The following is a 19157-nucleotide window of genomic DNA, read 5'->3' on the forward strand; positions in this document are numbered from 1 at the left end:
ATTCCGGCCCTTTTTTACAATCAATCCCAGCTCAACACCACTTTCCCGGATTGACCGGAACGCATGGCGTCAAAGCCCTCTTGGAACTGATCGATCGAGAAACGGTGGGTAATAATCGGCGTCAGATCCAAACCAGACTGGATCAGTGCAGCCATCTTGTACCAGGTTTCAAACATCTCACGGCCGTAGATCCCTTTGATAAACAGCCCCTTGAAGATCACCTGATTCCAGTCGATAGACATGTCAGACGGCGGAATCCCCAGCATAGCAATGCGGCCACCGTGGTTCATCGCATTCAGCAGAGAACGGAATGCCGGTGGTGCACCGGACATTTCCAACCCTACGTCGAACCCTTCGGTCATACCCAATTCAGCCATCACGTCGTTCAGATTTTCTTTGCTGACGTTAACCGCACGGGTCACACCCATTTTGCGCGCCAAATCCAGACGGTATTCGTTAACGTCAGTGATAACCACATGGCGAGCACCAACGTGTTTACACACGGCGGCAGCCATGATGCCGATCGGTCCGGCACCGGAAACCAGCACATCTTCGCCAACCAGATCAAATGACAGGGCGGTGTGCACCGCATTGCCGAATGGGTCAAAGATAGACGCCAGTTCGTCGGAGATATTGTCTGGGATCTTAAAAGCGTTAAACGCCGGAATCACCAGATATTCAGCAAACGAACCAGGGCGGTTCACACCTACACCGGTGGTGTTACGACACAGGTGCGTACGACCGCCACGGCAGTTACGGCAATGGCCGCAGGTGATATGGCCTTCACCGGAGACACGGTCACCGACGTTGAACCCTTTGACTTCCTGACCGATGGCAACCACCTCACCCACATATTCGTGGCCGACCACCATAGGTACCGGGATGGTTTTCTGCGACCATTCATCCCAGTTATAAATATGAACATCGGTACCGCAGATCGCAGTTTTACGGATTTTAATCATGATGTCGTTATGGCCCAGCTCTGGCTGAGGCACATCGGTCATCCAAATCCCTTCTTCCGCTTTCAGTTTTGACAATGCTTTCATGGTTTTACCTTATGCAATAACGCCAAGATCTTTACCGATACGAATGAACGCCGCAATCGCACGTTCAATTTGCTCCGGGGTGTGATCGGCGGACATCTGGGTACGAATGCGCGCCTGGCCTTTCGGCACCACCGGATAGAAGAAACCCGTCACATAAATGCCTTCCTTGAGCAACGTATTGGCGAATTCCTGCGCCAATTTTGCTTCACCCAACATCACGGGGATGATGGCGTGATCGGCCCCGGCCAGCTCAAAGCCTGCCGCGGTCATTTTTTCACGGAACAGGCTCGCATTGGCCCACAGACGATCGCGTAATGCATCGCCCTGCTCCAGCAATTCCAGTACTTTAATCGACGCGGCCACGATCGCCGGTGCCAGCGAGTTGGAGAACAGATAAGGACGCGAACGCTGACGCAGCCATTCCACCACCTCTTTCTTCGCCGCGGTATAACCGCCAGAAGCACCACCCAACGCCTTGCCCAACGTCCCCGTAATGATGTCAACACGCCCCATCACTTCGCAATACTCGTGAGTACCACGCCCGTTAGCACCAACAAAACCAACCGCGTGGGAGTCATCAACCATCACCAGCGCCTGGTATTTATCCGCCAGATCGCAAACCCCTTTCAGGTTGGCAATCACACCGTCCATTGAGAACACGCCGTCGGTGGCGATCATGATATGGCGTGCACCGTCGGCTTTCGCCTGCTCCAGCTGTGCGGCCAATTCGGTCATATCGTTGTTGGCGTAGCGATAGCGCTTCGCCTTACACAAGCGGACACCGTCAATGATCGAAGCATGATTCAACGCATCAGAAATAATGGCATCTTCCGGGCCCAGCAGGGTTTCGAACAAGCCACCGTTAGCATCGAAGCAGGAGGAGTACAAGATAGCGTCTTCCATCCCGAGGAAATCGGCCAGCTTTTGCTCCAACTGTTTATGGCTGTCCTGGGTACCGCAAATAAAGCGTACCGATGCCATGCCGAAACCATGGCTGTCCATGCCGGCCTTGGCCGCGGCAATCATCGCCGGGTGATTAGCCAAACCCAGATAGTTGTTAGCACAAAAATTAATCACATGACTGCCGTCAGCAACGGCGATATCCGCCTGCTGAGCAGTGGTGATAATGCGCTCTTCTTTGAACAGCCCTTCGCTACGAGTGGTTGCAAGTTGTTGTTCCAACTGCTGATAAAAAGACGCGGACATTCGGTTATCTCCAGGATTGGTCTGTTTTCAACATATTTTACTGATTTGTAACCAAACTGACGAGAAACTGCGGGAGAGAATATGAAAATTGCAGCAGATATCACGGCAAAGTGCTGCCGGACTCGACATCGCGGGATATTCGGAGCCCGTCCGATGTTTGCGGCGACATGAAATGCTATTATAAGCGGCATTGAGCGTGGGGCACCGTGTCCCACCGGGCAGAATAACAGGGGTAACCCAATGATTATCGTTACTGGTGGCGCCGGCATGATCGGCAGCAACATCATTAAAGCGCTGAATGACACAGGGTATCGCGATATCCTGGTAGTCGATAACCTGAAAGACGGCACCAAATTCGCCAACCTGGTTGATCTCGATATCGCCGACTATATCGATAAAGAAGATTTCATCGCCAATATTATGGCCGGTGACGATCTGGGCGAGATCGACGCGATATTCCACGAAGGTGCCTGTTCGTCCACCACTGAGTGGGACGGCAAGTACATGATGGACAACAACTATCAGTACTCCAAAGATCTGTTGCACTATTGCCTGGATCGCGAAATTCCGTTCTTGTACGCCTCATCTGCAGCCACTTACGGCGGCCGTGAAGAGTTTATCGAAGAGCGTCAATTCGAAGAGCCACTGAATGTTTATGGCTACTCCAAATTCCTGTTCGACCAGTATGTGCGTGAAATCCTGCCGCAAGCCGACTCACAAATTTGCGGCTTCCGTTACTTTAACGTTTACGGCCCACGTGAAGGTCACAAAGGTGGTATGGCCAGCGTCGCATTCCACCTGAACAGCCAGATCAACCGCGGTGAGAATCCAAAACTGTTCGACGGCAGCCAAGACTTCAAACGTGACTTTATCTACGTCGGCGACGTGGCAGCAGTGAACCTGTGGTTCTGGAAAAGCGGTGTCTCCGGCATCTTCAACTGCGGTACTGGCCGAGCGGAAACCTTCCAGGCAGTGGCAGACGCAGTCGTCGACTTCCACCAAAAAGGTACGGTAGAAAATATCCCGTTCCCAGAAAAGCTGAAAGGTCGTTATCAGGCGTTTACCCAAGCCGATCTGACCAAGCTGCGCGCTGCCGGCTATGACGCACCGTTCAAAACGGTCGCCGAAGGCGTGAAAGAGTACATGGCTTGGTTAAACCGCACCGCTTAAGCTGAAGGGAAATACCCCGGGTATGAAAATACTGGTTATCGGCCCTTCGTGGGTTGGCGATATGATGATGTCGCAAAGTCTCTACCGCACCCTGAAGGCCGAGTACCCGACGGCAGAAATCGATGTGATGGCACCAGCCTGGTGCCGTCCATTGCTGGCACGCATGCCAGAGGTCAATCAAGCATTGTCGATGCCATTGGGCCACGGTGCTCTGGCTCTTGGTGAACGTCGGCGCTTGGGGCATGCCCTGCGCGCCAACGGTTACGATCGCGCTTATGTCTTACCGAATTCATTCAAATCCGCACTCGTGCCATTCTTTGCCAATGTGCCGCAGCGCACCGGCTGGCGCGGAGAAATGCGCTATGGCTTGCTGAATGATATTCGCCTGCTGGACAAAGCGGCTTTCCCGCTGATGGTGCAACGTTACGTCGCGCTGGCTTACGACAAACAACGTATTCAACGCGCAGATGATCTGCCTACACCATTGCTGTGGCCGCAACTGCAGGTGAGCGACGAAGAAATTGCTGAAACCACTGCCGCCTTCAATCTGACCGATCATCGACCGATTATCGGTTTTTGCCCAGGCGCCGAATTTGGCCCAGCCAAACGCTGGCCACACTACCATTACGCCGCGCTGGCGCAGAAGCTGATCGACCAAGGCTATCAAATCGCCCTGTTTGGCTCTGCCAAAGATAATGAGGCAGGCGAGCAAATTCGCACGGCACTGGATGACGATGCCCGCGGTTTTTGCATGAACTTAGCCGGTGAAACCCAGCTTGAGCAAGCGGTGATTCTGCTGGCTTCCTGTTCGGCTGTAGTCAGCAATGATTCCGGCCTGATGCACGTTGCAGCCGCGTTGAACAAACCGCTGATCGCCTTGTATGGCCCAAGTAGCCCAGACTTTACTCCACCACTGTCCGACAAGGCCAAAGTGATCCGCTTAATCAGTGGTTACCATAAGATACGCAAAGGCGATGCCGATCAGGGTTACCATCAAAGCCTGATCGATATACAGCCACAGCAGGTGTTGGACGCGCTGACGCCGTTACTTGCCGCCAGCGAGGAATAAGCATGCAGGTGTTGATTGTAAAAACCTCCTCCATGGGGGATGTACTCCATACGCTACCGGCGCTGACAGATGCCATGCAGGCCATTCCCGGCATCCGTTTTGACTGGGTGGTGGAAGAAGGTTTCAGCCAAATTCCCACCTGGCACCCAGCAGTGGACCGCGTGATCCCGGTGGCAATCCGCCGTTGGCGCAAAAATTGGTTTGGCAGTGAAACCCGCCAGCAGCGTTGTGACTTCAAACGTGTGGTGCAAGAGCGCGACTACGATGTAGTGATAGACGCCCAAGGGCTAATCAAAAGCGCGGCGCTGATCACTCGCATCGCCAAAGGCAGCAAGCATGGCCAAGATAGTAAAAGTGCCCGCGAGCCATTCGCCAGTTGGTTCTACAACCATCGTCATGACATCGACAAACAACAACATGCTGTAGAGCGTACGCGTGAGTTGTTCGCCAAAAGCCTGGGCTACGAAAAACCGGACAACAAGGGTGACTACGCCATTGCTGCCCGCTTTCTCACCCATCTCCCCGCTGATGTAGGACAGTATCTGGTGTTTTTACACGCCACTACCCGCGATGATAAACACTGGCCGGAATCTCATTGGCGTGATCTGATTGCGTTAACCGCTCCGAGCGGATTAAAGATTAAACTGCCATGGGGTGCAGAGCACGAACGTCAGCGCGCACTGCGTATGGCGGAAGGCTTCCCGCACGTTGAAGTTTTGCCAAAGCTTAGTCTGCAGCAGGTTGCCGAAGTGCTGGCTGGCGCAAAAGGCGTGGTCTCGGTCGATACCGGCCTCAGTCACCTGACCGCCGCACTCGACAGGCCGAACATCACGCTGTTTGGGCCCACAGATCCAGGCTTGATTGGCGGCTATGGGCAGAATCAATATTCCCTGATTTCTCCAGAAAAAAGCATGGCGACCCTCAGCGCCGATTCAGTCTGGGACGAGTTGCAAAAGGTTATTGGATGAAAAAGCTGCATATTATCAATTTAGGGAAAATGGGCGGTGTTGAACGCCTGTTCCTGCAGTATATCAATGACACAACCGACGGCAGTAACGAGGTGATTTGTATCAGCAGTGAGATAGGTGAAGAGATCCGCCGTCAAATGCCTGGCCAGAAAGTGACCTTTGCAAATCGACTGTTCAACGCGCTACCGCTACGCTGCCCACAATTTTTGCGCAAGTACCTGCTGAAAAGAAAAATCGAGCGGGCCAACGCCGACGTGTTGATCGTTTGGGACCTGATACCGGGCCTGGCTGCTAAACCTAAACGCGGCAAACTGGTGTATTACGATCACGGCTGTTCATGGCGCTATCCGAAAAACCATAAAACATTACGTTTTCTGGCGATGCTGGACGGTTGCATCTCTGCGTCCTACGCCTCTAAACGCGTTATGGCCCTGCGGTTTAACTTACCCTGTCCAAATCATGTCGTCATAAACCGGCTGAAAACCCCCTCCGGTATCAACGACACTCTCAAACCGCTCAGCAGCCCAGTCAAGATCGGCACGGCATCACGACTGGTGAGCCTGAAAGGCATTAGTGTTTCATTGCTAATGATGCAGGAGCTGTTGCGTCGTGGACATGATGTTACTTTGGAAATAGCGGGTAAGGGCCCGGATCGGTCTGAGTTTGAAATGTTGGCTGAAAAACTTGAATTGGGTGATCGCGTCACCTTTAGTGGTTTTCAGGATAACGTCGCTGACTTTTTCAACCGCACGCACATTTACATGAGCTCGCCTATCACCGAACCCTTCGGCTTATCCTGCATGGAATCCCTGTATTTTGGCGTACCGGTAATTTTCCCGCAGGTTGATGGTCAGCCAGAGGTTATCAAAGACGGACAATGCGGCATCGGGCTGACGCCTTCAGTGACAATTGAAGAACATCAACGTCTGACAGGCATTAAGGTAGATTTCCCTCACCAGGTTTACGACCCGGTTAGCGATGCGCTGGTTACGCCGAAACTGTTGTCGCACCTGGAATGCGCGGATGCCGTTGAAAGGCTGATGGATCCTGCAACCTATCAAAATATGAGCCGACATGCACAGCGCTATCCCATCGAACATTTCAGCTATGCTTTGTTCAAAACTGAGTTTGATGACGCACTGAAATCATTTATTGCCCAACCGTAATGTGAGCCGGAAACCAAGCCCCATGCTACTAAGAGAAACAACACCACACCCCGCCTTCAGTTACCTCATTTATCTGGGATGCGCTATCGCTTTTTGCACTATCCCCTTCGGCTCCGACACTGGACGCAATATTTTCTATATATCCAGCTATATCTCCTTCATTGCCGTTTGCCTGAACTTGAGGTATTTCTTTAAAAATAAGCGCAATTTGATCCTGCCAGTGCTGTTTTTCTGCGTCGGGATGGCAACTATTTTCTGGATGAAGTACTTCAAACAGCCAGGTGATTACATCAACATTTACCGTTCCTATATGTCGACCGGTAAATTGCAGATTGCTACCGCATTTATTCTGTTGATTGCCTTAAATGAACGTCTTTGTATGCAACGCGCATTTATTGTCGTTGCGCTGGCAACCGGTATTGCCGTCAATGGCTACTCGCTTTATCAGGGACTGTGGCTAGACATTCCACGTATCGAAATCAATTTTGACCGCGCGACTGTTGCCGCTTATCTGATTACCGCCATCAATTTGGTGATGATGCAGGCGATACTAATGCTACGGACTAAATACCGCATCCCATTGTATATTATCGGCTTCTTGTTCACCTTCTCCACACTGGTGCTCACTGGAACGCGAGCGGCAATGCTGGTTTATCCGGTTGCGGTTGCTCTGTCGATATTGGCGACGAAGAATCTGATTTCCCATAAGCATAAGATACTGTTGGTCGCTTTAGTACCACTGCTATTACTCGCCAGCGGTTTTGTTTTCAAATCACAGATAGAAGAACGTATTGCGGCATTTCAGACGGATCTTCGCCTAATTAACCAACCTGAGACTGAAAATTCTATTATTTCCAGAGTCTCTATGCAGATTATTGCAATACGCACCGGCTCAGCAGCGCCACTGGGGCAATCAGCAGAACAACGCGGGGCAGAAATCCGTGCAATTGTCGCGCACGAACCCCATCTGTCCGGAGTCATGCCTTATATCAATGTGCATATGCATAACGAACTGCTAGAGACCTACTCACTCAAAGGAGTTTGGGGTGCGCTGTTTTTACTGGCGCTCTACATTGGCTTGTTTGTCTCTTCACTTAAACCCTACCGTAATGCATTACTGCTGGGAGTGACATTCAGTCTATTTGTTTACGGACTCAGCGACGTTATCTTCTTCAGCACCGAAGGCACTGCCATATTCTGTTTGGCGATTATAGCCAGTGTCCTTTCAGTGAAGAAAACACCACCAGCGCAGGATTAAAACCATGCATTCGTCACCGTACCTGCTCAGCTTTATTGTGCCATTTTACAATAACGAAGATTTCGTGGTCGCCAGCCTGAGCTCGCTGTTCAACCAGATTGGTGATGATATTGAAGTGGTCATCATTGATGACGGCTCAACGGATGATTCCGCAGAACGAGTCCGCCAACTTCTGGGCAAACAGCAGCATCCGCATGTAACTTTTATCTCGCAAAAAAATGGTGGCATCGCCAATGCCCGCAACGTCGGGCTGCATCACGCTCAAGGACGCTATATTACCTTTCTTGATGGTGATGACTTACTGAGTAATGACTATCTGAGCATCCTGCGCCCACTGCTGATTGCCGATGAGGATGACCTGATCGATTTTAATTACCAGAAGTTTACCGACGTTCCACCAATGCAACCCGCCGCTACGACCACACACCGTAGCCTTTATGATTTTGCTCATCACGGCCTGGCCTGTCTCACCCCTTTGTTTGCCAACTCGATGTGGCACCTCTGGAGTCGGGTCTACAGGCGGAGCCTGCTTGAGGGAGAGTCATTTGAAAACGGTAGGCGTTATGAAGACGTGATATTCACTCCTTTCCAGTATTTCAAAACCCAGAAAATTGCTCATCTCGATCACGTGCTTTATTTTTATCGGGACAACAGCCACGGGATCACCCGTAATGTCAAAGCCAAAGACATTGAAGATATGCTGTTTGCTATCGACAAGATGCTGCTTTTTATTGATCAGCATCCGGGGGATGAACCGTTGCGGCAGTTGGCAGCGCTAATGCTTGCCAACTGTTTCTCTGAGGTGAAAAGCATGTCGAAAGTATTGTACGGCTACTACTATTACCAGCCTGAGGCGTTGCATAGTTTTCGACGCCTTGCTGACGTATGCCGCAGTAGTGATGTACCACGTAAAAAAATCCGCCAAATGCAATTCGCACCAATAGATAGCTGGCTGTCAAAAATCCGCTGGCGATTGAAAAAGCGCTAAACGCGCGCTTTATCTAACGACAGATGATCCACCACTTCGGCGTAAATACGTTGCGGCTGGATCACCCCCATTGGGCTTTCCGCCTCAAGTGGCATGGTATAGCCAGTGCGAGATACCTGAATAATTCGATGAAGTTCCAGATCCTGAATAGGCCCTGTAGAACGTGAGTCGGCAGTAACAAACAGGCTGATGGTTTTTACCTTCAACGCGACCGCCAGATGCAGTGGTCCAGTATCGCCGGTGATCAGAACGTGGAAACTGTCAATCAACGTCAACAACGCCTGCAATCCCGTTTTCCCTATCCGATTGTCCACGCAAGCTCGGGTTTCAGGATTGGCTTGATTCAGGAATTGTTGTGCTTTCCCCTCATCAAAAGGCCCACCAATCAAAACAATACGCACATTGGCTTGCTTAGCCACCAGCTCGTCGGCAAGCTGAACAAAATGTGAGACTGGCCAGCATCGTGACTCTGTAGAGGCTCCCAACTGAAACCCAATCGTACAGTACTCACTGCTTTTTACACCCGGCTGGTAAGGCGCTGGAATTTCCATAGTAGGATCATCGCTGCGACAACCCAGGATAGAAATCAGCTCCAGCTTACGGCGAATAAAATGGCCGTAGTAATGGAAGATGTAATTGGTTAACCAAGGTTCAAGCCCGCAAATACCGGAACTGTAATTATCCCTGATAATGTATTTGGCCCCGGATAAGACGGCACTGATAATGTCATACGGCAGATGTGAATGCAGAATAAGCGCTAAATCTGGTTGATGTTCACGTAATGACTTCAACAGCGGGCGCATGGTTTTAATTTTACTGTCCCAATACACCACACGATCATAGTAGCGGCCGTTCTCCACCAACTCCTGATTCTTTTTATGCACCACCAAAGTAATATGCGCATCAGGGTAGCGTTCCCGCATCGCACGCAGCGCAGGCGTGTTGAACATAAAGTCCCCCAGCGCCGTAGTGGAATAGATGACGATGTTGTCAAACTGCAGCTGACTGTCGAAAGTTGCCTTGTCCTGGAAGCGGTTGGACTTTGCGGTATAGCGTCGCAAAAACCAATCTGCGACCTTAATTTTCCATTTTTTCGACATGTCAGTTCACTTTAAGTTGATAATACTCGGCTAGCGTCATGCCCACCGTACGTTGCTGCAACCAGGCAAACAGCTGCTCCAAATCACGATACAACACTTCAATATCCTGCTGCGTTTTAAAGGTCGGGCTCCCTCCTGGCATAAACTCGGAAGAATGAAGCATAAATTCAACGTAGTCATTCCCCTGAGCCAGACAGCGCTCAGCCACCGACTTCATTTTCTCCAGATTGCCGCCGCTTGGCCGCAACCAATTCACAGACGGCGAGCGCCGCTTACCACGCAGGCTATCGTAGCCCTGTTTTAGCGTATTCATCAGTGCCGAATGCTTATACTGGATGCTCATCGGTACTTCCAGCAGTGATGAAGAACCCGCTCTGGCGATATTGTCAGGATCGATAAAATAGGCCTGTGACGGAAAATGACGGTAGTCGGTGCCGCCATTGCCTTGCGGGTTACCCGGCGAATATTGCCAGTTAACACGCGGTGTAACCGAACAATCTACCTGATAGCCATATTCCAATAGCAAGGCAGCATAATATTCATTAAACGCCCAACGGCCGGCACGATGGCTGAGCATCTTGGTCTGGAAGCTATCTTCCAGCAGCTTGGTCATATGATCGACTTTCGCACGGACTTGATCGGCCGGATACTCGATCAGATAGGGTTTATGGCGCCAGTCGTCGTCGGTCAATGGTGTTAACGGCGGACTATTCCAGGCATGCAGATGCATACCCACTTCTCCACAGCCACGTGCAATTACATCGCGAGCAAACTCGACATATTCTGCATCTACCGCCATTTCATAATTAGTGAGGTACACCGGTTTAAAGCCATATTTCTCACACAACGCCTGGAAGCGAGGCAAAAATCGCGTGTTTTCGGTCGAAATGCGATCGTGGTTTTGCCACAGATTATCGCCTTCGGTATCAATGGTGATGAGAAACGCCGGTTTAGTCATAAATAGAGAACCTGATATCAACAAAATGCATTATACCCGTCGCCTTTCAAGTTGTAGCGTGACTAACAGCATGCACCCCAGCCTTTTACGCCAGCCAGCACCAAAAATGAGTGCACTGACCGCCTGGCTGCAACTTGAAATACATAGGGTATGCATGTTACGCAGGGCGTTTCGCCAGGGCAAACGACTTTACTGCCTGGTTTGGACAACGTTGAAGGCCTTTTGTCTCCCTCTCGCGTTATTTTTTCACTTCACAGCAAGAAAACTGTGCAACAGTAGCCACATGCGATCGGGTCATTTAGAATCAAACATTGGTTTCCCTGAAAGCGACTCATGATGAACGACGCGCCAGCCCTAGCTCCTGATACCTCGATACAGCGTATTCTGATCGTTAAACTTCGCCATCACGGCGACATGTTGCTGACAACTCCGGTCATCAATACTCTGCGGCAAAACTACCCGCAGGCGCAGATCGACGTACTGCTGTATAAAGAAACCCAGGATATGTTGGCCAGCAACCCCGCGCTGTCGCATGTTTTCGTTATCGATCGTCAGTGGAAAAAACAGGGTACTAAAGCGCATCTGAGCCATGAGCTTACTCTGATCCGGCAGCTCAAGGATCAACGTTACGATCTGGTGGTCAATCTGGCCGATCAGTGGCGCAGTGCCCTTCTCACCCGATTGACCGGGGCACGCATCCGGTTGGGGTTCGATTTTCCCAAACGGCAGGGCTTTTTATGGCGCCATTGCCATACACATTTGGTGTCGGTTAATGATCATGCTCGCCTGCATACCGTTGAACAAAACCTGTCGTTGTTACAACCGTTAGGCCTGCCAACCCTCAGCCAGCAGGTGACCATGAGTTACCCGCCCGAGGACTGGAAAACCTGCGAGCAACTGTTACAACAACAGGGCATTACCGGCGATTTTATCGTGGTACAACCGACATCACGCTGGTTTTTCAAATGTTGGAGTGAAGAAAAAATGGCTGCCACGATCAGTGCATTACAGGCTGACGGCCATCAGTTGGTGATCACCTCCGGGCCGGACGCAAAAGAACGAGAAATGGTGGCGCGTATTCTGGCGCTCTGTCCGCCGCAGGGCGTAATTTCACTGGCCGGCCAACTGACATTGCGGCAACTGGCCGCCCTGATCGATCACGCCAAATTGTTTATCGGCGTAGATTCAGTGCCTATGCACATGGCCGCCGCGCTGCAGACTCCCTGCATCGCGCTATTTGGCCCTTCCAAGCTGGTGTTCTGGCGTCCGTGGCAGGTCATTGGCAGTGTGATATGGGCCGGAGACTATGGCACCTTGCCCGATCCGGACGCCATCAATACCGGCACCGATGAACGTTATCTGGACCTTATTCCTACAGACGCGGTGATTGCAGCCGCGCGGAGCACGTTGGTATGAAAGCATTTCGTTTGGCGATCGTTCGCCAAAAGTACCGCCCGGACGGTGGAGCTGAGCGTTTCGTCTCGCGCGCCCTCGAGGCACTAGAACAACAAGACCTCGACCTGAACGTTATCACTCGTGAATGGCAGGGAGACGCCAATCCAAATTGGCACATCCACCTGTGCAATCCACTGAAATTCGGCCGTATTAGCCGTGAGCGCGGCTTTGCCGAAGCAGCGAGATCACTATGGCAAAAAGAAAAATTCGATCTGGTGCAGAGCCATGAACGCATTCCCGGCTGTGATATTTACCGCGCCGGCGATGGCGTACACCGCCGCTGGTTGTTACAACGGGCCCGCTTGCTGCCAGTATGGCGCCGTAAATGGCTGTTCTCAAACCGTTATCACCGTTACGTAATGTGCGCAGAGCGCGCGATGTACGCCGCGCCAGAATTGAAAGCCGTTATCTGCAACGCCGAAATGATTAAACAGGAAATCATCGATGATTTTGGCGTACCCGCCGATAAAATCACGGTGATCTACAACGCTATTGATAATCAAAAGTTCCAGCCCGCCAATGCCGAACTGCGCCGCCAACTACGTCAGCAATACCAGATCCCACAACAAGCACATTGCCTGATTTTTGTCGGCTCCGGTTTTGAGCGCAAAGGCTTAGCCGCTGCCATCCGTGCTGTTGCAGCCACCGGCAGCTATCTCCTGGTGGTCGGTAAAGACAAGGCAGAAAAACGCTATCAAGCGCTGGCACAGTCACTCGGTTGCAGCGATCGCGTACGGTTTATGGGCGTACAGAAACAGACACTGCCGTTCTATCAAGCTGCCGATGCGTTGTTGCTACCCACGCTGTATGATCCGTTCCCCAACGTGATTCTGGAAGCCATGTCCTGCGGCTTACCAGTCATTACCAGTACCACCTGCGGTGGTGCTGAGTTTATCACCCAAGGACAGAATGGCTTTGTCACTGATGCTCTTGACGTCCCCGCGCTGATCGAGGCGATCACGGCGTTACCGCGTCAGGCTTTAGGCTCCGCCATGGGTGAAGCCGCAAGATTGCGTATTATGTCGGCCACACCGGCTCACCTGTCGGAACAGCTGATATCCCTTTATAACCGGCTGCTGGATTAACTATGCGTATTCTGATGATTATCGACGGCCTGCCTGGTGGCGGCGCGGAAAAAGTGGTGCTAACACTGTGCCAGGGCATGCAGCAAATGGGCCATGACGTTAGCCTGATTTCATTGCGTGATGTCTGTAACTATCCGATCCCTTCCGGTATTCACTATCAGGTCGTCGCCGATCACAGTCGCTCGCCGTGGCGCAAACTGACTGAACTGTCACGCCGCGCTGCCGCTCTGGATCGGGCGATCACCGATAATGAGCACCAACAGGGGGCCTATGATTTGGTGTTCTCCAACCTGCATAAAACCGATCGTATCGTCAGCCACAGCAAACTTCTATCATCGAACCGCCTGTGGTTCTGCATTCATGGCATCCTGTCGACGTCCTATTTAGGCCACCGCAAGGGACTGGATCGTTGGTTGAAACAGCGGAAAATCGCCGCGGTTTATCACGGCAGAAATATTGTTGCCGTCTCACAGGCAGTGGGGAACGATTTGCAGCAAAACCTGCCGATCCGCCCAAGCCAGTTAGCAGTGATCAATAATCCGTTTGATATTGCCGCCATCGAACAACAGGCTGCAGAACCTTGTGAACTGGCGGGCAAAGATTATCTGGTGCACGTCGGACGCTTTCACCCACACAAGCGACACGACCGCTTGTTGAAAGCCTATGCGCTATCGGGAATACAGGCACCTCTGGCCCTAATTGGGACCGGTAGCGAAGCCATCATAGCGGAAACGAAACAGTTGGCGAGCCAACTAGGCATCGCAGATCGCGTACTCTTCCTCGGTTTCCAGGCTAACCCCTACCCGTTTATTCGCCAGGCATCATTGCTAGTGCTCAGCTCTGACAGTGAAGGCTTTGGCAACGTATTGGTGGAAGCACTGCTGTGTGGGACACCGGTAGTCAGCACTCGCTGTCCAGGTGGGCCTACGGAAATTCTGGAAAAAGCGGGAATGGATAACGCACTGGCGGAACTCAATGAAAAATCATTGGCGGAAAAAATGGCGGAAATTTACGCTAAACCGCCAAAAATCAATCATGACCAGCTATTGAGCTATGGGCTAATCCCTATTTGCCAACAGTACCTTGGCCTAAAAAAATAAATAAGGCAGGGGAAACCCTGCCTTATTTTTAATTAATTGAATGCCTGTATTTTATCCCAGACATCATCAACGGGTACATCAATACAGTCGCCCGATTCAGTTTGTAGAATATGATAGCGTCCAGACCATGGGTGCCAAGATTCTTTATCCGTATCGCCAAAGAACACAACCATGTCTTTATTCAGCGCCGCAGCCAGATGCATTTGTCCGCCGTCGCTGCATAGCACTCTGTCGCATAAATCGAAGCCAGCCAGTAATTCACGTACTGACGCGGTTGGATACAGCGCCACACGCTCATTTTGACATAGTGCCAACAGCTGCTCTGCGCGTTTTTGATCGCCAATATCATCCGGCGTCAATGTCCCCTGTGGGGACCAGAAAATCAAGACGCCCGTGTTCTTATCAGTAAGTAAGCGGTTGATAATTTCGGCATAGCGCTCTATAGGCCAACGTCGCTTAGGGCTACGACTGCTGATATGAACAGCGCAAACTCGCTCGACGGATGGCAGATATTCTTGCAAACGCTGCGCTGCCTGTTGGCGCTCTTCGAGGGTCAAAAACACCCGTACTGGGGGAATAGGAATATGCCGCTCAGTAATGGCCGAGAGGTAGCTGTAGGTGTGTTCTACCTGGTGCTTACCACTAAAATTTTCTTTGCGGAAAGGATGATGAATATCAGGTGTACCTAAGTCTGCACCAATAATATTACTGACACCTGCCATTTTTGCCAATCGCAGGCTGTACTTGCAGGGGACAGGGTTGGCCAAGATCGCCGCATCGAATTTTATCTTTCGCAGTTTAAGAAAAATCATCAGCCGCTCAAAATAAACCCCTAATGTGGTTTCATTCTTCGCCTTGTGCTTTGCCTTTTTATAGACGAATACTTTTTCAAGATGCGGGTTATTTTTAACAACATCCTGGCTGACTTTATTGATTAACAGATAAAGTTTGGCGTCCGGATAGGCAATTTTCACCCCTTCGATTAGCGGGGTAGTACAAACAAGATCGCCAATATTGTCACGGCGAATAATTAAAATATTCTTCATTCCAAGCCTATCAGCGAAATCTCTCGCCTGTTGTCTGAAACTGACACCAAAGGTTACCAAATTAGCGCCTTTCCCTTCCAGTTATGGTACTATTCTGAATAACCCATATAAATGAAATTGATAGAATGTTGCTGCGTTTATATCAGGTACTACTCTACCTCATCCAACCCCTGATCTGGCTTCGCTTACTGTTGCGCAGCCGCAAAGCTCCAGCCTACCGTAAACGCTGGGCAGAACGCTATGGCTTCTGCGCCGGGAAGGTCGTTCCGGGTGGCATCATGCTACATTCCGTCTCCGTGGGTGAAACGCTGGCCGCTATTCCATTGGTCCGCGCGCTCCGCCACCGCTACCCTTATTTACCGATTACTGTGACCACGATGACGCCGACAGGTTCAGAACGCGTGCAATCAGCCTTTGGTAAAGACGTTCATCATGTTTATCTGCCTTACGATCTGCCCGGTTCTATGCGCCGCTTCTTGGATCAAGTGAATCCAAAACTGGTCATCATTATGGAAACCGAGTTGTGGCCCAATCTGATTAACGCACTACATCAGCGTCAAATTCCTTTGGTGATCGCCAATGCTCGTCTTTCCGCCCGTTCTGCCACCGGTTATAAAAAAATCGGCGGTTTTGTCCGTGATATGCTGCGCCGCATTACACTGATAGCCGCACAAAACCAAGAAGACGGTGAACGCTTTGTTGAACTTGGCCTTAAGCGCTCACAACTTACCGTGACAGGTAGCCTGAAGTTCGATATTTCCGTTACTCCAGAGCTGGCAGCACGAGCCGTCACGTTGCGCCGTCAATGGGCACCGCGTCGTCCAGTGTGGATCGCCACAAGCACCCATGATGGTGAAGAAAGTATTCTGCTGGCTGCGCACCGTAAACTGCTGGAAAAACATCCTGACTTGCTGCTCATTCTGGTACCCCGTCATCCAGAACGCTTCTCGACAGCCAAAGAACTGGTACAAAAAGCCGGTTTCAGTTACACCCTGCGCAGCAGCGGTGAGATCCCTTCCGGCGGCACCCAAGTGGTGATTGGCGATACCATGGGCGAACTGATGCTGCTGTACGGCATTGCCGATCTGGCCTTTGTTGGAGGCAGCCTGGTGGAACGCGGTGGGCATAACCCACTGGAAGCCGCAGCACACGCCATCCCTGTGCTGATGGGTCCTCACACATTCAATTTCAAAGATATCTGCGCCAAACTGTCGCAAGCCGGTGGATTAATCACCGTGACCGACGAAGAATCGCTGGTCAAAGAAGTGACTACGCTACTTACCGACGAAGACTATCGTCGCTATTACGGCCGTCACGCAGTAGAAGTGCTGTATCAAAATCAGGGAGCGCTGCAGCGCCTGCTGCAACTGTTGGAACCGCACCTGCCGCCACGGAGCCATTAAATGAGCAACCGCAAAAGCCTGTCGGTGGTGATTATCGCCAAGAACGAAGCCGGGCTGCTGCCAGATTGTCTTCGCTCCGTAGCCTGGGCGGATGAAATCATCCTGCTCGACTCAGGTAGCGAAGATAACAGTGTCGCCATTGCCGAAGATCTGGGTGCCAAAGTGTTCACTCATGCCGACTGGCAAGGTTTCGGTAAACAGCGCCAGCTGGCACAGAGTTACGCCAGCAACGACTATATTCTGATGATCGACGCTGATGAGCGTGTCACACCCGAACTTCGCCACTCCATTGAACAAATACTCGCTGCACCGGACGATAATCAGGTCTACAGTTGCGCGCGCCGTAACCTGTTTCTCGGCCGTTTTATGCGCCACAGCGGCTGGTACCCCGATCGTGTCAATCGTCTGTATGCCAACCAACGCTATCGCTATAACGACGATCTGGTACACGAATCACTTAATATCAACGGGGCGAAAGTAGTGCCGCTAAGCGGTGATCTACTGCACCTGACCTGTCGTGATTTCTTTGCCTTTCAGCGTAAACAACTGCGTTATGCCGAAGAATGGGCCAATCAGCGCTATCAGGCCGGCAAGCGATGCAGCTATCTTTCGATAATAACCCACACTCTGGGTGCGTTTTGCAAAACATGGCTACTGCGGGCTGGTTTCCTGGACGGAAAACAGGGGTTGCTGTTAGCGGTGGTCAACGCGCAATATACTTTCAACAAATATGCCGCACTCTGGGCATTGGGCCACAACTATTCAGAGAAGTGAATCATGACCCGTAAAGCCATCTACCCCGGTACTTTCGATCCCATGACCAACGGCCACCTGGATTTGGTGACGCGTGCGTCAAAAATATTTGATCACGTCATCCTGGCAATTGCTGCCAGTCCGAGTAAAAAGCCGCTGTTCACGCTGGAAGAGCGCGTAGACTTAGCCACTCAAGTGACATCACATCTGGATAATGTGGAAGTATTGGGGTTCAGTGAACTGATGGCGCATTTCGCCGCTCATCAGAATGCCAATATTCTGGTTCGCGGCCTGCGTGCAGTCTCTGACTTTGAATATGAGTTGCAGTTGGCAAATATGAACCGCCATTTGATGCCAACACTGGAAAGTGTATTCCTGATGCCTTCCGAAGAGTGGTCGTTTATCTCTTCTTCTCTGGTAAAAGAAGTGGCGCGTCACGGCGGTGATATCGCCCCTTTCCTACCAGACGTGGTCACTCAGGCATTATTCGAAAAACTCGCCAAACAATAATCAACGCTGGCAGCGTGGGCAGAAGAAAGTACTGCGTTGCCCGTGCTTGGCTGACTTAATTGGGGTACCACATACACGGCAAGGTTCACCAGCCCGACCATATACCTGCAATTCCTGCGCGAAATAGCCTGGCTTGCCGTCTGATTGCAGAAAATCACGTAGTGTCGTGCCCCCCTGCTCGATAGAACGCAGTAAAACAGCCTTAATGGTTTCCACCAGCACGTCAGCCTCCACTTTGCTCAACGAGCCTGCGGGGCGGTCTGGGAGGATCCTGGCGGTAAACAGCGATTCACTGGCGTAGATATTGCCAACCCCCACCACCAGCTTATTATCCATTAGCCAGGGTTTGATTAGCGTACGCTTGTTGCGAGATTTCTCGAACAGGTAGGCGCCATTAAAAGCTTCACTCAAAGGTTCCGGTCCAAGGTGGTCCAGCACGTTGCTTGTCGCCAGATCGTCACACCATAACCAGGCACCAAAGCGGCGCGGATCGGTATAACGCAGCGTCATACCATTGCTGATAACCAGATCAACGTGGTCGTGTTTACCGGCCTCTGTCTCTTCGGCCAACATGCGCAAACTGCCAGACATTCCCAGATGAACGATAATCCAGCCGCTCGCCAGTTCAATCAGAAGATACTTGGCGCGACGCTGCACGCTCAATACTGGCTGGTCGCTCAGCGTCAGAATTTGTTCGGAAACGGGCCAGCGCAGACGTGCATTGCGCACCACGGCATATTGAATGCTATGACCGACAAGATAAGGTTCAATACCGCGACGGCTGGTTTCAACTTCTGGTAATTCAGGCATTCCACGCTCCCCTTTGCTTTCTCTACCCTATGATTCCAAGCTGCAAAGCCTATGCATCTTTACATC

General features: G+C 51.3%; 18 protein-coding genes. 12 read left to right on the forward strand and 6 right to left on the reverse strand.

The features are described 5' to 3' along the window. Positions 1-20: 20 nt before the first annotated feature. The gene (gene tdh, locus SGBXF1_RS23445) at positions 21-1046 is read right to left on the reverse strand and encodes an L-threonine 3-dehydrogenase (protein ID WP_037421692.1); all 1026 of its coding nucleotides are present in this window, start codon (positions 1044-1046) and stop codon (positions 21-23) included. Between the two features lie 9 nt (positions 1047-1055). Next, complete coding sequence (gene kbl / locus SGBXF1_RS23450; RefSeq protein WP_186427620.1) at positions 1056-2252, reverse strand: glycine C-acetyltransferase; 1197 nt, start codon at positions 2250-2252, stop codon at positions 1056-1058. A gap of 240 nt (positions 2253-2492) precedes the next feature. On the opposite strand from kbl, the gene rfaD reads away from it, so the two are divergent. The 6 genes from rfaD to SGBXF1_RS23480 are packed head-to-tail and all read left to right on the forward strand — an operon-like array spanning position 2493 to position 8871. Further along, the gene (gene rfaD / locus SGBXF1_RS23455; RefSeq protein WP_061808600.1) at positions 2493-3422 is read left to right on the forward strand and encodes an ADP-glyceromanno-heptose 6-epimerase; all 930 of its coding nucleotides are present in this window, start codon (positions 2493-2495) and stop codon (positions 3420-3422) included. A 22-nt stretch (positions 3423-3444) separates the two neighbouring features. Beyond that, on the forward strand, positions 3445-4491 hold the full coding sequence (gene rfaF, locus SGBXF1_RS23460; RefSeq protein WP_037421700.1) for an ADP-heptose--LPS heptosyltransferase RfaF: 1047 nt from the start codon (positions 3445-3447) through the stop codon (positions 4489-4491). Between the two features lie 2 nt (positions 4492-4493). Continuing rightward, positions 4494-5459: a lipopolysaccharide heptosyltransferase RfaC gene (gene rfaC, locus SGBXF1_RS23465; protein WP_186427621.1), complete on the forward strand. Its 966-nt coding sequence runs from the start codon at positions 4494-4496 to the stop codon at positions 5457-5459. After that, the gene (locus SGBXF1_RS23470; RefSeq protein WP_037421704.1) at positions 5456-6625 is read left to right on the forward strand and encodes a glycosyltransferase family 4 protein; all 1170 of its coding nucleotides are present in this window, start codon (positions 5456-5458) and stop codon (positions 6623-6625) included. The genes rfaC and SGBXF1_RS23470 overlap by 4 nt, the downstream gene beginning before the upstream one ends. Positions 6626-6647: 22 nt before the next feature. Continuing rightward, positions 6648-7883, forward strand: a complete 1236-nt coding sequence (locus tag SGBXF1_RS23475; RefSeq protein WP_186427622.1) for an O-antigen ligase family protein — start codon at positions 6648-6650, stop codon at positions 7881-7883. A gap of 4 nt (positions 7884-7887) precedes the next feature. Beyond that, a complete protein-coding gene (locus SGBXF1_RS23480; RefSeq protein WP_186427623.1) occupies positions 7888-8871 on the forward strand; it encodes a glycosyltransferase family 2 protein in 984 nt (327 codons plus the stop codon). Here SGBXF1_RS23480 and SGBXF1_RS23485 read toward each other — a convergent pair. Together SGBXF1_RS23485 and SGBXF1_RS23490 are read right to left on the reverse strand one after the other, a co-directional pair. Beyond that, positions 8868-9971 carry a glycosyltransferase family 9 protein gene (locus tag SGBXF1_RS23485; protein WP_037421707.1) on the reverse strand — a complete coding sequence of 368 codons (1104 nt, stop codon included), beginning with the start codon at positions 9969-9971 and terminating at the stop codon, positions 8868-8870. The genes SGBXF1_RS23480 and SGBXF1_RS23485 overlap by 4 nt on opposite strands. A gap of 1 nt (position 9972) precedes the next feature. Then, positions 9973-10929 carry a polysaccharide deacetylase family protein gene (locus SGBXF1_RS23490; protein WP_037421710.1) on the reverse strand — a complete coding sequence of 319 codons (957 nt, stop codon included), beginning with the start codon at positions 10927-10929 and terminating at the stop codon, positions 9973-9975. Between the two features lie 333 nt (positions 10930-11262). Here SGBXF1_RS23490 and rfaQ point away from each other — a divergent pair, with 333 nt between their 5' ends. From rfaQ to SGBXF1_RS23505, 3 genes are read left to right on the forward strand one after another with little or no spacing between them, the layout of a single operon-like run. Continuing rightward, positions 11263-12345, forward strand: a complete 1083-nt coding sequence (gene rfaQ, locus SGBXF1_RS23495) for a putative lipopolysaccharide heptosyltransferase III (RefSeq protein ID WP_037421713.1) — start codon at positions 11263-11265, stop codon at positions 12343-12345. Beyond that, a complete protein-coding gene (locus tag SGBXF1_RS23500; protein ID WP_037421716.1) occupies positions 12342-13469 on the forward strand; it encodes a glycosyltransferase family 4 protein in 1128 nt (375 codons plus the stop codon). Before rfaQ ends, SGBXF1_RS23500 begins: the two co-directional genes overlap by 4 nt. Before the next feature lie 2 nt (positions 13470-13471). Then, positions 13472-14569 (forward strand): glycosyltransferase, encoded by a 1098-nt coding sequence (locus SGBXF1_RS23505; protein ID WP_037421719.1) that lies wholly within the window; start codon positions 13472-13474, stop codon positions 14567-14569. A 32-nt stretch (positions 14570-14601) separates the two neighbouring features. On the opposite strand, the gene SGBXF1_RS23510 is transcribed toward SGBXF1_RS23505, so the two are convergent. Continuing rightward, the gene (locus tag SGBXF1_RS23510; RefSeq protein WP_037421722.1) at positions 14602-15615 is read right to left on the reverse strand and encodes a glycosyltransferase family 9 protein; all 1014 of its coding nucleotides are present in this window, start codon (positions 15613-15615) and stop codon (positions 14602-14604) included. Positions 15616-15740: 125 nt separating this feature from the next. Here SGBXF1_RS23510 and waaA point away from each other — a divergent pair, with 125 nt between their 5' ends. Genes waaA through coaD form a run of 3 tightly spaced genes read left to right on the forward strand, consistent with a single transcriptional unit; the run spans position 15741 to position 18281 of the window. After that, the gene (gene waaA / locus SGBXF1_RS23515) at positions 15741-17018 is read left to right on the forward strand and encodes a lipid IV(A) 3-deoxy-D-manno-octulosonic acid transferase (RefSeq protein ID WP_037421725.1); all 1278 of its coding nucleotides are present in this window, start codon (positions 15741-15743) and stop codon (positions 17016-17018) included. Then, positions 17019-17792, forward strand: coding sequence for a glycosyltransferase family 2 protein (locus tag SGBXF1_RS23520; protein WP_037421727.1), 774 nt, complete (start codon positions 17019-17021; stop codon positions 17790-17792). It begins immediately after the preceding gene. A gap of 3 nt (positions 17793-17795) precedes the next feature. Further along, a complete protein-coding gene (gene coaD, locus SGBXF1_RS23525) occupies positions 17796-18281 on the forward strand; it encodes a pantetheine-phosphate adenylyltransferase (protein ID WP_037421730.1) in 486 nt (161 codons plus the stop codon). On the opposite strand, the gene mutM is transcribed toward coaD, so the two are convergent. Further along, positions 18282-19091: a bifunctional DNA-formamidopyrimidine glycosylase/DNA-(apurinic or apyrimidinic site) lyase gene (gene mutM, locus SGBXF1_RS23530; protein ID WP_186427624.1), complete on the reverse strand. Its 810-nt coding sequence runs from the start codon at positions 19089-19091 to the stop codon at positions 18282-18284. Positions 19092-19157: the final 66 nt, after the last annotated feature.

It is taken from the genome of Serratia grimesii (assembly GCF_900186025.1).
Lineage (GTDB): Bacteria > Pseudomonadota > Gammaproteobacteria > Enterobacterales > Enterobacteriaceae > Serratia > Serratia grimesii.

Bases quoted from the DNA above. Each gene is read 5' to 3' on its own strand.
- tdh (WP_037421692.1), bottom strand. From the start codon at position 1,046: ATGAAAGCATTGTCAAAACTGAAAGCGGAAGAAGGGATTTGGATGACC.
- kbl (WP_186427620.1), bottom strand. From the start codon at position 2,252: ATGTCCGCGTCTTTTTATCAGCAGTTGGAACAACAACTTGCAACCACT.
- rfaD (WP_061808600.1), top strand. From the start codon at position 2,493: ATGATTATCGTTACTGGTGGCGCCGGCATGATCGGCAGCAACATCATT.
- rfaF (WP_037421700.1), top strand. From the start codon at position 3,445: ATGAAAATACTGGTTATCGGCCCTTCGTGGGTTGGCGATATGATGATG.
- rfaC (WP_186427621.1), top strand. From the start codon at position 4,494: ATGCAGGTGTTGATTGTAAAAACCTCCTCCATGGGGGATGTACTCCAT.
- SGBXF1_RS23470 (WP_037421704.1), top strand. From the start codon at position 5,456: ATGAAAAAGCTGCATATTATCAATTTAGGGAAAATGGGCGGTGTTGAA.
- SGBXF1_RS23475 (WP_186427622.1), top strand. From the start codon at position 6,648: ATGCTACTAAGAGAAACAACACCACACCCCGCCTTCAGTTACCTCATT.
- SGBXF1_RS23480 (WP_186427623.1), top strand. From the start codon at position 7,888: ATGCATTCGTCACCGTACCTGCTCAGCTTTATTGTGCCATTTTACAAT.
- SGBXF1_RS23485 (WP_037421707.1), bottom strand. From the start codon at position 9,971: ATGTCGAAAAAATGGAAAATTAAGGTCGCAGATTGGTTTTTGCGACGC.
- SGBXF1_RS23490 (WP_037421710.1), bottom strand. From the start codon at position 10,929: ATGACTAAACCGGCGTTTCTCATCACCATTGATACCGAAGGCGATAAT.
- rfaQ (WP_037421713.1), top strand. From the start codon at position 11,263: ATGATGAACGACGCGCCAGCCCTAGCTCCTGATACCTCGATACAGCGT.
- SGBXF1_RS23500 (WP_037421716.1), top strand. From the start codon at position 12,342: ATGAAAGCATTTCGTTTGGCGATCGTTCGCCAAAAGTACCGCCCGGAC.
- SGBXF1_RS23505 (WP_037421719.1), top strand. From the start codon at position 13,472: ATGCGTATTCTGATGATTATCGACGGCCTGCCTGGTGGCGGCGCGGAA.
- SGBXF1_RS23510 (WP_037421722.1), bottom strand. From the start codon at position 15,615: ATGAAGAATATTTTAATTATTCGCCGTGACAATATTGGCGATCTTGTT.
- waaA (WP_037421725.1), top strand. From the start codon at position 15,741: ATGTTGCTGCGTTTATATCAGGTACTACTCTACCTCATCCAACCCCTG.
- SGBXF1_RS23520 (WP_037421727.1), top strand. From the start codon at position 17,019: ATGAGCAACCGCAAAAGCCTGTCGGTGGTGATTATCGCCAAGAACGAA.
- coaD (WP_037421730.1), top strand. From the start codon at position 17,796: ATGACCCGTAAAGCCATCTACCCCGGTACTTTCGATCCCATGACCAAC.
- mutM (WP_186427624.1), bottom strand. From the start codon at position 19,091: ATGCCTGAATTACCAGAAGTTGAAACCAGCCGTCGCGGTATTGAACCT.